Genomic DNA, 13,303 nt, shown 5'->3' on the forward strand with positions numbered 1-13,303 from the left:
TTTGTAGATTGGCTTTAATATAGTATTTTTGTCTCAAATCAGTTATAGTATGGACATGTATCGGCTAAACCATGAGCAATTGCTCAAGGGTGTCAATTTGGGTTTCCAACGTTATTTATCCCGGCAGATCAAGTGGGACAAGAGGTTGATCGGTATTTTCGGTGCAAAAGGTGTCGGAAAAACAACCTTGTTGCTTCAGCATATCAAATCCGCTTATGGGGATTCGGATGAAGCATTGTATTTGCCACTCGACAATATATGGTTTCAGGAACAGCAGATGTTGCCCGAGATCGTAAAGACGTTTTACGAGGATGGCGGCAGGCATCTTTTTCTGGATAGTGTCCACCGCTATGGTGACTGGGAGCAGGCGATAGTGCATTTATATGAAACTTACCCTGAGATGCAGATCGTATTTGCCGCACCTTTATTGCTTGAGGGTGATAAGGCGGAACTGCCTTTTGCCGGGAAAGGAGATTGGTACAAGTTGCACACAATGTCGTTCCGTGAATATTTGTCCTACGAGGGAGCGCTTGACCTTAAGCCGGTCCCTTTGGATGAACTGCTGCTTAACCATGCGGAAGTGACACAGCAGGTGATGGACGAGATCAATGTCGTTCCGATCTTCCGGAATTATCTGGAACATGGTTGCTATCCTTTCTATTGGGAAGATCCGGATGCTTTTATTTTCCGTTTACAAGATATGGTCCGTGACTCGGTCGATATAGACTTGGTTTCTGTCCACCCGATGAATTTCGGAATGTTCCGTAAGATGAAACAACTGCTGGTGCAGCTTGGTAAGGAAGCGCCCGAAGTGCCCCGCATGCAAGCCTTGTCGTCGAAATATGAATTAGATAATACGCGTGTGCATAAATTGCTGGATTATGCGGAAGAGATAGGCGTCCTCCGGCTTTTGCAGGCTACGAAAGAAGAAGGCGGCCTGTCCCGTGCCTACCGGTCGTTCACGGCAAATACCAATCTGATGGCAAGCCTTTTCCGGGAAATGGAACGCGTTTATCTCGGTGAAACTTTCTTTGTCGATCAGATGTCGAACTGCGGAACGGTCGAGCTTTTGCAGAATGGCGATTACCGGGTGAATGACAAATATACATTTATGATCGGTGATCCGTTGATGGATTATGAGCGGATCAAAGAAGTGGAGAATGCCTTTGCCGCCATTCACGGACAGCCGAAGAGCGTAGGAAACAAGATCCCTATCTGGGCGCTCGGTCTTTGCTATTAATAAATTGTGTCATAAACTAAATAGACTAAGTTATGTTGGAAAATATGAAGAACAGACGGACGATCCGTAAATATACGACTCAGGACATCCCGGATACATTGCTGAATGAATTATTGGAAATAGCGGCCCGTGCCTCCAATACGGGAAATATGCAGTTGTATAGTGTTGTTATTACCCGCGATAAGGCGAATAAGGAAAAGTTGGCTCCCGCCCATTTCAATCAGCCGATGATAACAACTGCTCCGGTTGTGCTGACTTTCTGTGCAGATGCCAACCGTTTTGTCAAGTGGGCGGAGCAACGTAAGGCTGTGGCCGGTTTCGACAATTTCCAGACTTTTATCGCTTCGACGATCGATGCGATGTTGTTTGCACAGAGTTTCTGCACGGCTGCGGAAGAAAAAGGGTTGGGAATCTGTTACTTAGGAACGACTGCCTATAATGCGGATAAGATTATTGATGCCCTCTCGCTTCCCCGTTTGGTTGTGCCTATCGTAACAGTGACAGTCGGTTATCCGGACGGAATGCCTGAACAGGTGGAACGCCTGCCGCTCGACGCTGTTATCCATCAGGAAACTTATACGGATTACACGCCTGCCTCTATCGATACGTTGTACCACGACAAAGAAGAGCTGGAGGTAAACAAACAATTCGTACGGGAAAATGAGAAAGAAACATTGGCTCAGGTATTTACGGATGTGCGTTATACGAAGGCCAACAATGAATATTTCTCGGATGTCTTGTTGAAAGTCTTGAAAGACCAGGGCTTTATGAAATGATCTGCACGTTGTAGTGCATGAACAGCCCGCTTTCGATAACCCCGGTAATCGATTTGATCGATCTCTCTAAATTATCGGGAATGTTGTCGAACCAGGCATCGAGAATCAGGTTTCCGTTCTCCGTGATTACGGGACCATCTTTCCCTTCTGCCATTCTTAATTTGATTTCTTTTGGATTATAAGCCCGGAGTACTTCTTCCACGTAAGTAAGTGCTTCGGGAAATATTTCTATGGGAACCGGAAAGCGGGTGCCTAACTTCGTGACCATCTTGGATGGGTCGGCGATAATATAGGTCCGGGGGCTGGAACTGATCAGTAGCTTCTCTTTAAACATCGCTCCGCCGCGCCCTTTTATCATGTTGTGCTCCGTATCTATTTCGTCAGCGCCGTCGAATGTCCAATCCGGTTTATGTTCCCACAGGCTGGTGACGGGAATCCCTAAACGGGCGCAAGTCATGCGAATCTCCTGTGAGGTCGGGATAGCGCGGATGTGCAGCTGTTCGTTTTTGACTCTTTCAGCAATCTTTGTTAATGCCAGGTAAGCGGTCGAGCCGGAGCCTGCACCGATAATATCCCCGTCATTCACCATAGAGGAAATGACCTCCGCCACTCTCTCTTTCTCTTCTCTGTTGGAGATGGTTTTACCCCACTCCAAAGATGATAATATAGTCTTTCCCCATTCCATGATCTACATACATTATATATAATGTCAACAACCGGCGGGAAGGTTCGGTTCTCAGATCCGGTCTAATACTGTTTCGATCAGGCCGGTCATGGAACCTTTGTATTCGGTGTTCATGTCTTTGGCAACCCGTCCGGCGATGATGCAACAGACAGTCATTGCCCGGTGTCCCATCAGGGCGGACAGTCCTGCAAGCGATGAACTCTCCATTTCGAAGTTTGTGATCTGGCTGCCGTTATAGTCGAATGCTTCGATTTTTCGGTTCAGTTCAGGATCGGCAAGCGGCAGACGAAGTTGGCGGCCTTGCGGACCATAGAAACCGTTGGCGGCAATCGTTACGCCCCGGATAATGTCACCCTGCGTGATCTGTTCGACCAGCGAAGGATCGGCCGAAACGACATACGGCTGGATGCCGCTTAGTTTCCACTCTAATTGTTTAAGGAGTTCCGCTTCGAACGCCCTGTCGCGTACTTTGGCAGAGTCGGCATAGAAATACAACACCCCGTCGAAGCCGATCGATTTTTCGGCTGCCACGTATGTGCCGACGGGGACGAATGGTTGCAAGCCTCCTGAAGTACCGACACGTACCATTGTCAGTTGCCGGAAGTCCGGTTTGATGGTACGCGTGGCAAAGTCGATGTTTGCCAATGCGTCCAACTCGTTCAGGACGATGTCGATATTATCAGTCCCGATGCCGTGGGAAAGCGTTGTGATGCGCTTCCCTTTATATGTTCCGGTGATCGTATGGAACTCGCGGCTCGACACTTCGCACTCTTTCGTATCGAAGTAAGCCGCAACCGTATTCACACGATCAGGATCGCCGACCATAATAATCTTGTCGGCCAACTGTTCCGGTCTCAGATGCAGGTGAAAGCAACTGCCATCGGGATTGATAATGAGTTCAGAAGGTGCAATCATAACTCTGTTAGTCCTTTAACGGTTTGGAAGGCGTACTTGTCGGCTTGGCGATTGCTTCGCGCATGCTGGTGTCAGCTCGATATTCTTCATTTTATAGTAGTCCATGACGCCTAAGTTGCCGGAACGGAATGCATCTGCCATAGCTTGCGGAACCTGTGCTTCGGCTTCGATCACTTTGGCGCGGGCTTCCTGCGCTTTGGCTTTCATTTCCTGTTCGAGTGCAACGGCCATCGCACGGCGTTCTTCGGCTTTTGCTGGGCAATGTTCTTGTCGGCCTGTGCCTGGTCCATCTGAAGGAAGGCGCCGATGTTCTTACCTATATCTATATCGGCGATGTCGATGGAGAGGATTTCAAAAGCTGTCCCGGCATCCAACCCTTTGCGGAGTACCAGCTTGGAGATGGAATCCGGATTCTCCAATACCGTCTTGTGGCTTTCGGACGAACCGATGGACGAAACGATACCTTCGCCTACACGGGCCAGGATTGTTTCTTCGCCTGCACCACCGACCAACTGCTTGATATTGGCACGAACCGTCACACGCGCTTTGGCGATCAACTGGATACCGTCTTTGGCAACGGCAGTCACAGGAGGCGTGTCGATCACTTTCGGGTTTACAGACATTTGCACGGCTTCGAATACGTCACGTCCGGCCAGGTCGATAGCGGTAGCCATCTGGAAAGGCAGGTCTATGTTTGCTTTGGAGGCCGAAACCAGGGCATGGACAACCTTTTCCACGTGTCCGCCAGCCAGGTAGTGCGCTTCTAACTCATCACGGGTCAATGTTTTCAGACCGGCTTTGTGGGCTTCGATCATGGCACGGGTGATGATGTAAGGCGGTACATTACGGATACGCATCAGGAAGAGTTGTATCAGCGAGATGTTGACACCCGAAACTTTTGCCGAGATCCACAGCAGGAACGGCACATAATAAAAGAATATAACCAACAGCAGTATCGCTGCGCCCAGTAGGGCTATCGGAACAAAGGTCATTTCCATGTGAATAGAATTATAGTTATGAATTATGAATTATTTTTCCTTTTTACCAGTACGTTGTAACCGTCTACGCGCATCACCTCGACCGGTGTGCCTTCATCGATCAGTTCGTCCATCGACTTGGCTTCCACCGTGATCCCTTTGATACGGGCTTTGCCGATAGGAGCGAGGCGGGAAAGCGTTATCCCTTCGTCACCCGGTACGATTCCTAAATCCCGACTGGACACTAACTTCGAATCAACATCCGTTTTCAGAGCCACCCGGTTGAACGATTTGGAGCGCAGCAGCCATGCAAATGAAGCGATAAACACCAAAAGCGAAACGCCTAACGTTATGTTTCCCATCCATACGCTTACCGAGTAGGCATAGATCAGTCCTCCGGCTGCAAAGAGGAAGCCTCCTACACCTGCCACCGTGATTCCCGGCAACATGAATATTTCCAGCAGGACGAGCACGATGGCCACAATCATTAGGAAAGCGATGATAAGCGTTTCGAATAACATAAGAGTCGTATTATCGTTTGTTTGTCAAATATTTGATTTCTGCATTACGAGCCTTCTTCTCCAGTTCGCCGGGTTGATCCATGAGCGAGTTCAGTTGCTCTTCCGCTTCGAGGATGGTCGGCTTCAACTGGTCTTTGCGGGCCTTGTTCCCTTGGGCGTACGATGCACGTAGGCCGTCCAGCTTTCCGTTCAGCTCTTTGATCTGCTTATTGAGAGCGACCACCTTTTCGTAATATCCTTTTGCTTCCGGGCTTTTGATATCGTCCAACTTATAGTAGACAATGTCATTGCCGATGATAAACTCGAAATCCTTTTCTATCTTTTCTTCCCCGTAAGGAATCTCCGTATGGGAAAGACGGATCAGCTCGGCATAGTCGGAACCTTCCTTCCAGGAGTCCTGAATGGAGGTGATCGCCGCGCGGGCCCGCTTCAGATCGATGTCTTCACTTTCCACCCGCTTGTGCTCCGGGTTCGGAATAAAGAGGTAGACGCAGGCCTTGCCTTCCGGTTGGAAACGGTCGGAAACGAACCAGCCCAATCCCTTCACCTCGTCGAACACCATCATATAGTCGTTGTAAGGCGAGTTGAACGGCATGCCCAACTGCTCCGGGGCCAGATACGTATCGGAATTGATGTTATAGCGGGTGACAAACAGGTCGTAACCGCCTATCGAGCCGTTCCCTTTGGAGGCGTAATAGATCGTAGCACCGTCGGGAAGGACAAACGGATAGTTGTCGTCATCGTTACTGTTGATATTCATCGGTAACTGTTTTTCGTCTCCCCATTCATCCATCAGCATGGATTGGGTGAAGAGGCAGTAGCGGTCGCCGTCTGTCGGATGGGCGTAGTATATCTTGTCGCCTTTCTGGTTCTTATAGACCGTCGAGCCCACCGGCTCGTTCGTCTGGAAGAAATCTTTATAGGTTTCGAGCGTCCCACTTTCTTCACTCAGGATATAGGCGGAGAGGAAATCATCTTTGTCGACAACCAGGCTGTCGATGATCTGCACGTCTTCCACTTTCTCCATCATGCGCTGGGCATTGTTTGCCAGGTCGAGCCTTGCCTCGAACGCTTGCGGGTCCTGTTTTTTTTTTGCCAACAGGTCGATGTAGTCCTCCAGCATTTCGGCTGCCTGATCGAAACGGTATGTCTCGTAATAAATCTTGGACATATAGTTATAAGCCTCCTGCACTTTGCGCTTGACGGCAACTTGCAAGTGTTTTTCGGCACCCGCCAAATCTCCGGTCTCGTAACAGCAGACACCGTACCAATGATTATAAGATGAGTTACCGGGAGCCTGCTTGACCAGCTTTTCAAAAGCCGGCTTGGCTTCCGCATATTTCCCTTCATTATATAATTTCTTTGCTTCGGCCAGACTTTGCGCATGCAGCCCGCCGCAGAGTAACGTAATTCCTATTGTATAAAACAGTTTATGTGATAACCAATTCATAGTACCTTAATTGTATGATATAATTATACCGTTTCAAAGATAATAATATTTTTAGTAGAGGATGCAATTCGCGGGATAAATATGTATTTTTGTGCCCGATTAAAAAAGAGTATGGCAAAGCTGACGGAAGAAGAACTCCTGTTTCGAAAAGTAGAAGAGAAGGTTAAGAAGGCAATATTCGAATATGGCCTGATCTCGGATGGCGACCGTATCCTGATCGGACTGTCGGGCGGCAAGGATTCGTTGGCGCTGGTAGACCTGCTGGGACGGCGTTCCAAAATCTTCCGGCCCCGGTTCGAAGTGGTCGTGACGCATATTGTCATGTCGAATATCCCGTACCGTTCGGATCTCGACTACCTGAAGGGATGCGCCGAAGAGCACGGGCTTCCCTTTTTCGTGCACGAGACGAGTTTCGACGCCTCGACCGACACTCGCAAATCTCCCTGTTTCCTTTGTTCCTGGACACGGCGTAAAGCCTTGTTCGACATTGCCCGGCAGCACGACTGCAACAAGATTGCATTAGGGCATCACCAGGACGATATTCTCGAAACGCTTCTGATGAATATGATCCATCAGGGGGCGATCGGGACGATGCCTCCGCGTCTGAAGATGGATAAGTTCGAGATGGAGATTATCCGCCCGATGTGCTTAGTGGAGGAGAAGGAGCTGGTCCGCATTGCGGCGTGGCGGGGTTACAGGAAGCAGATCAAGAATTGCCCGTACGAATCCGGTTCCAGCCGTTCGGATATGAAGGAGGTTTTGTCGCGGCTGGAAGCGATTAACCCGGAGGCGCGCTACAGCCTTTGGAGCAGTATGTCGAATATTCAGGAGGATTATCTGCCTCACAAACTAAAATAAATTATGCAGGGATTTTATACTATTCTGTTATTGGTCGTGTCCAATGTCTTTATGACGTGTGCCTGGTACGGGCATCTGAAGATGAAACAGCAGTTCAGTTGGTTCGAGCATCTGCCGTTGATCGGCGTTATCTTGTTTAGCTGGTTTTTAGCTTTCTTCGAGTATTGTTTCCAGGTTCCGGCAAACCGGATGGGATTCCGTGATAACGGCGGCCCGTTTAACCTGATACAGTTGAAAGTGATCCAGGAGGTGATTACGCTGGTTGTCTTTGTCGGATTCAGCACGATTGCCTTCAAAGGCGAATCATTCAAATGGAACCATGCGTTAGCGTTCCTGTTCCTGGTGGCGGCTGTCTACCTGGTGTTTAAAAAGTAAACAGGGAAGAATTGCAGAACTAATATTTCATATCTGGCAAATAGCGAATCAATAACGGATAAAGACCGGTCCTCTATTGCATGTTACGGTTGTATTCTTTTCATGTCACAACTGTCTTCCTTCTATGTTACAGTTGGATTTCTTTTGTTTCACGGCTGTAACATGAATAGCGGGTAGGTATGGAGGGGGCACACATCCCGCATCGTTCATTCTATCTGCCGGGTTATTCATTCCTTTACGGCACTATAACCCCATGAAGTACTGCAATACCATTTCGTAGCCGATCTTGACGAGTCAGGACCTTCACGCTTGTTTAAGTTTTAAGAAATAATGAACCGTTAAATCATCATTTGTGCATACCTGAATAGTGTTGTTTTGCTGAAGAAAAGCCGGTTGGTGTCGGCAAAATGGCGGATTAATTACCGGGTGATGCCGGGTTGTGCGGAAAAGAAAAGAGAGCATGCCAAGTGTGTCAGGCATACTCTCTTATATATAAAGATTTAGTTCAGGATAACTCCGCTGTTATCCAACGGATTCTGTGTCAGTTTGCTACCGCTCGGATAAGAGTTTATAGCCGTTTGCGGGATGAAATAGGTTACGCGGTATTCTGTTGCCGGTATGTCTTCCATCGCGTTTTGCGGACCCGGATAATGACGTGTCAGTGCTTCGCCGTTACGGAATACGTCGTAGCTGCGTTCTGCCTGATAGGCCAATTCCAACTGCCGTTCCTTATCGATGAGTGTCGGGGCGGTCGTTGCATCCAGTGAAGAATAACCTGCGCCGGGGATAGAGCGTTCGCGAATCGTGTTGAGGTCGCTTAGTGCTTCACCGTAACGTCCCATTTTTGCGTAAGCCTCGGCCCGGTTCAGATAAAGTTCGCCCAGGCGCGAGATGAGCGGAGAGTACAGATGCGAGTCTTCGCCTTCACGTGAGCATTTTGTAATGTAGAATTCCGGGTAGACACGGTTCAGTGTCATCTGGTAGTCGATTACACCGGTGTAGGTATTACCGTCGGAATACTTGATTGAATAGATTTGCTGAGCTTCATTGACCGGCGTCATCGGATAAGTGTTTGTTACGTCTCCAACTGTTTCCGTGCAGGTGTATTGGTTCCCGTTTTTGTTCAATGCGGCCTGTACGTAGTTGTAGTTCGTATGCTTGCCGCTTGCGTCGTAAACGTTCTTAATGAAACGGAATACTTCGGTGTATTTGCCGTTGTCGTCTTCGACATATTGCGGTTCGATAAAGTTCGCACGGGCATCGACAATCTTTTTCTGATCCGGACGCCAGTCGTTACGACCGGTTTCGTTCAGCAAGTCTATATACTTGGCGCTTGCAAACATTTCACCCCAGCCCATACCGCCGATATTGGCATACATACCTCCGATGCCGTAATAGTGGTCATCGCCGGAGAATTCGGAAGCAACCCGTTTAACGACGAAGATGGATTCCTTGTTGTTTTCTGGAACATAGGTGTTGTAGAGCATGAACTCTTCGCGCGGCAATAACTGGTATTCGCCGGAATTGATCACTTGTGTTGCATAATAAGCGGCAGAATCGGCATATTGTGTGTTCGGATTCGAATAGGTGCCGCTCATATAAAGATATACGCGCGACAGCATGGCTTGTGCCGCACCTTTGGAGGCATAGGCGGGACCATCGTTGACTGTCAGCATGTTTTCAGCTTTTCGAAGGTCGGCGATCGCTTGTGCGTAACTTTGTGTGACGGTTGCACGGTCGGGCAATTGCAAGTTGTTCAAGTCGTCCGGCGTACCGTTGACGATGGGGACACCTAAGTTTTTGTCCGGAGCCTGATAATAAGGACGGGCGAAGGCACGGGTCAGGTAGAAGTACATCATGCCCCGGATGTAGTAACATTCGCCTAATTTATTATCGATCTCGGTACTTTGTCCTTCTTCGATCATTTTGATGACGTTGGAAGTCTGGGCGATAGCTTTGTAGCCGGAATCCCAGAAACTCTGCAAACGGTAGTTATCGGCGGTACGGGAATAAGAAATGAATTCGTAGAATGCATCCGAGGAAGAACCGCGAATCATCATATTGTCGCCGGCATATTCACCTAAACGGTGCATCGGGTCGGACCATGTTTTCAATTGGGCATATGCGCCGCGTACCAGACCGTCGAGATAAGTGTTCGGGTCCGAAGTAATGTCTTCGGCTGCCATGCTTCCATTCGGCAACCGTTCGATGTCGCAGGAAGTCAATGCTACACCTGCGCAGGCAGTTACCAGAAGAAATTTTGATATAATCTTTTTCATACGTGCTTTGCGTGTTAGAATGTTAAATTAAGACCAAACATGAATTTACGAGTAGATGGATAAACAGAAGGACCTGCGGAACCAATAACCGAATTACCATCTGCCGGAATTTCAGGATCGACACCGGAATAACCGGTAACAGTGAACAGGTTTTCCCCTGCGAAGAATATACGCATGTTCTGGATATAGTATTGCGGCAAGCTGAGGTTGTAGCCGATCGTCAATGAACGGAGTTTCAGAAAGTCGCTGTTTTCCAGAAAACGAGTAGATGCTACGTTTGATTGGGACTTGTTGTTGTAGGAGGCAACCGGGTGTGTTGCGATGTCACCGGGTTTTTCCCAACGGCTCCAACCACTCTTTAATTTCATTTGGTTACGATCTGTATAAGCGCCATCGGAGTCGTATTCCAGACGGGAATAATTGTAAATCTTTCCACCGATCGAATAACCAAATACGGCATTCAAATCTATATTCTTCCAGCTTAGAGAGGTGTTGAAACCTCCGAACAGTTTCGGTGTGGAAGGCGGACAAATTATCCTGTCTGCTTTTGAATAGTCTTCAGTAATGACACGACTGCCGTCCTTGTCTGTCGTATACCATTGCGGAGCACCGGTTTCAGGATTAACGCCTGCCCACTCTTGTATATAGAAAGCATCACTGCTGTAGCCTACTTTCAGGATCTTACTGGCCGTTCCCGCAATATTAATATCACCACCGCCGATAATTTCCATATCAGGATCATCGCCATATAGTTTTTCAACCGTGTTTTTATTGTGTCCTAAGTTTGCTTCCAGGCTCCAGTTCCAGTCTTTCGAACGGATGATATCTCCGCCGATGGTCAATTCAATACCCTTGTTGCTGATTTCGCCTACATTCTGCCAACGGCTGGTTACACCTGTAAGGCCTGATACCGGTGTACGGTAAAGTACGTCGCTTGTGTACTTATTATAGTAGTCAAGCACGATGCGCAGGCGATCATTGAACAGGTTTGCGTCCAGCCCCAGTCCGAAAGTGGAAGTTTGTTCCCATGTCAGATCCGGATTGCCTACTTGGCTGATCAGTGTCCCCGGTATGCCGTCGTAGTTGGCGGAGATGGAGTAGAGGGCATATTGCGGATAAAGTTCACCCGGTCTGTTACCCATCGTACCGTAAGAGGCACGCAGCTTTAATGCATCTACCCAATCCGCATTAAACCAATGTTCCCGATGGATATTCCAACCGCCACTGATGGAGTAGAAATTACCGTAGCGAGCATCTGTTCCGAAGTTAGAGGCTCCGTCACGGCGGAGAGATAATTCAGCTACATAGCGGTTGTCGTACGAATAATTGGCGCGCATAAAGAAAGACTGGCTTGCCGATTCGCTCAAACTGCCTCCGACCTTTTCGGGCAAGGCTGTTACGTCCAGTACTTCAAAGCCCGGGGCGAATCCCGTACCGATAGCTTTTGTCGCTTTGCCTTGATAGTCTTTGAACTCATAGGCCAAGATAGCTTCCACCGAATGTTTGCCGAATATCTTATTGAAGTTCAGCAACTGGTTGGTGTAGCGGCGGGTTGTGTTGCTTTGATATTCCTCGATACGTCCGTTTACGCCTAAGGCTCCGTTACTGCGGGGATCAGAGTAGGAATGGTAATAGTAGTTCGTGTACTGATAGCTGTTGGTTGAACGGAATGTCAGCCAATCTGTGATCTTGATGTCAAAATCCAGATTACCGAGGAATTCGTATGTTTTATAATCCGTATGGTTGCCATACGAGAGGTCGTTCAGATAGTTTGTCTGCTGGCTATTCACCCATCCCTGATAACGGTCCGGAACTAAATTCCCTTTTTCATCATAAGGACTATCCCAGGGAAGCATGGAGTACATGGCAGTAACCGAATATTGCGCATCTTCTACATCGCGCATGGCGCCGGAAATAGAAGGTTTAATAGTCAGCCATTTGTACGGGGTATAGGTGGAACGGTAGCGGAACGTATAACGTGAATAATCATACCCTTTTACGGCACCATCTTCATCATAATAACCTACAGACAAGTAGGATTTTAAGTTTTCGTTCCCACCGGAAATGGATAAATTGTAATCCTGTGTGAATCCGGCGTGTGTGGCGAGATCCCACCAGTCGAAATTGGAATTACGTAATTCCGGATTCCAACGTGTGAAATTGACCATTTCCGGGTTGTTGAAAGAATTGTAATAGTCATACAACTCGGCACCGTTCATCATTTTCAGATTACCGTTGTTCAGTGTGCTGACACCCAATTTAGCAGAAGCGTTGATCTGCATTTTACCGCTTTTGGCTGATTTGGTCGTTATAAGAATTACACCGTTAGCACCTTCGGAACCATAGATGGCGGTAGAGGCTGCATCCTTCAGGATGGTCATGGTCTCGATATCCGCAGGATTCAACAGACCGGCCCCATCTCCGACAATTACGCCATCGATTACCCATAGAGGAGCTGTCGAGCCGCTCAACGTGGCTTTACCACGCACCATTACAGCGCCTTTCGCACCTGGCTGTCCCGAGCCCGGGGCAACAAAAACGCCGGATATTTTTCCGTTCAGCATGTTTTCAACCGACGGAGTCGTGATGTCGGTCAGTTTTTCATCTTTGAGTGTCTGCAAAGCTCCTGTTAGACTCTCTTTGCGTTGTACACCATAGCCGACAATTACTACTTCGTCAAAGGCCTGTGAATCTTCTTTCAAGGCAATCTTGATACTGGCCTGTCCGGTGTAGGGGATCTCTTGTGTCATATAGCCAATAAAGGAGACTTGGATGATATCGCCTCGTTTCAGACCTTCTAAAACGACCTGACCGTTACTGTCAGATACGTTTCCGTTAGTCGTACCCTTTATTACTACGGAAGCTCCGACCACAGGGCCGAAAGAGTCTTCCACTGTACATGTTACTTTCCCATTCTGTTGGGAAATGCTGACACCTTGCTTTACCGGGGCTGTATCTGCCCAAGCTCCTCCCGGAACAGCCAAAGCTCCCGTTAGCAAAATAGTACTTACTAAATTTAACTTTTTCAACATAGGATTATAGATTAAAAAGAATACTGTCCGATTTTTTATGCCATCATATCTCGAATACAATAAAGGAGAGAATATTTTTGGCGATTTATGTTTTTGTTTTATACGTGGTTCTGATAGAACTAAAGCTAAAATGGATGTATTCTGACTGTTATAATCGGATTGATAAAAGTCGGTATGCGACTTGAGTAAAAACCG

General features: G+C 48.0%; 10 protein-coding genes and 1 pseudogene. 4 read left to right on the top strand and 7 right to left on the bottom strand.

Translation table 11 applies throughout. The features are described from left to right. Window positions 1-49 precede the first annotated feature (49 nt). Both DW083_RS00970 and DW083_RS00975 read left to right on the top strand, forming a co-directional pair. Window positions 50-1,240, top strand: coding sequence for an AAA family ATPase (locus tag DW083_RS00970; RefSeq protein ID WP_122331124.1), 1,191 nt, complete (start codon window positions 50-52; stop codon window positions 1,238-1,240). 32 nt (window positions 1,241-1,272) lie between these two features. Continuing rightward, a complete protein-coding gene (locus DW083_RS00975; protein ID WP_122331125.1) occupies window positions 1,273-2,016 on the top strand; it encodes a nitroreductase family protein in 744 nt (247 codons plus the stop codon). Here the strand turns inward: DW083_RS00975 and rpiA are convergent. The 5 genes and pseudogenes from rpiA to DW083_RS01000 form a co-directional block, all read right to left on the bottom strand. Continuing rightward, window positions 2,006-2,701, bottom strand: a complete 696-nt coding sequence (rpiA, locus tag DW083_RS00980) for a ribose 5-phosphate isomerase A (protein ID WP_122331126.1) — start codon at window positions 2,699-2,701, stop codon at window positions 2,006-2,008. The two genes, DW083_RS00975 and rpiA, sit on opposite strands and share 11 nt — an antisense overlap. A gap of 51 nt (window positions 2,702-2,752) precedes the next feature. Continuing rightward, window positions 2,753-3,616: a nucleoside phosphorylase gene (locus tag DW083_RS00985; RefSeq protein ID WP_122331127.1), complete on the bottom strand. Its 864-nt coding sequence runs from the start codon at window positions 3,614-3,616 to the stop codon at window positions 2,753-2,755. A 7-nt stretch (window positions 3,617-3,623) separates the two neighbouring features. Beyond that, window positions 3,624-4,614, bottom strand: a pseudogene (gene floA, locus DW083_RS00990) (flotillin-like protein FloA). A 23-nt stretch (window positions 4,615-4,637) separates the two neighbouring features. Continuing rightward, window positions 4,638-5,114, bottom strand: a complete 477-nt coding sequence (locus DW083_RS00995) for an NfeD family protein (protein ID WP_122331128.1) — start codon at window positions 5,112-5,114, stop codon at window positions 4,638-4,640. Between the two features lie 10 nt (window positions 5,115-5,124). Next, on the bottom strand, window positions 5,125-6,564 hold the full coding sequence (locus tag DW083_RS01000; RefSeq protein WP_122331129.1) for a tetratricopeptide repeat protein: 1,440 nt from the start codon (window positions 6,562-6,564) through the stop codon (window positions 5,125-5,127). A 111-nt stretch (window positions 6,565-6,675) separates the two neighbouring features. Between DW083_RS01000 and DW083_RS01005 the strand changes: the two genes are divergently transcribed. Both DW083_RS01005 and DW083_RS01010 read left to right on the top strand, forming a co-directional pair. Then, on the top strand, window positions 6,676-7,422 hold the full coding sequence (locus DW083_RS01005) for a tRNA 2-thiocytidine biosynthesis TtcA family protein (protein ID WP_122331130.1): 747 nt from the start codon (window positions 6,676-6,678) through the stop codon (window positions 7,420-7,422). A gap of 3 nt (window positions 7,423-7,425) precedes the next feature. Next, entirely contained in the window at window positions 7,426-7,797 is a 372-nt protein-coding gene (locus DW083_RS01010) for a DMT family protein (protein ID WP_115500023.1), read from the top strand. Between the two features lie 500 nt (window positions 7,798-8,297). Here the strand turns inward: DW083_RS01010 and DW083_RS01015 are convergent, their stop codons facing one another. Beyond that, complete coding sequence (locus tag DW083_RS01015) at window positions 8,298-10,076, bottom strand: RagB/SusD family nutrient uptake outer membrane protein (RefSeq protein ID WP_122331131.1); 1,779 nt, start codon at window positions 10,074-10,076, stop codon at window positions 8,298-8,300. Between the two features lie 14 nt (window positions 10,077-10,090). Next, complete coding sequence (locus DW083_RS01020) at window positions 10,091-13,108, bottom strand: TonB-dependent receptor (RefSeq protein ID WP_122331132.1); 3,018 nt, start codon at window positions 13,106-13,108, stop codon at window positions 10,091-10,093. Window positions 13,109-13,303: the final 195 nt, after the last annotated feature.

Origin of the sequence: Parabacteroides sp. AF48-14 (assembly GCF_003477465.1) — a bacterium.
Classification (GTDB): Bacteria; Bacteroidota; Bacteroidia; order Bacteroidales; family Tannerellaceae; genus Parabacteroides; species Parabacteroides acidifaciens.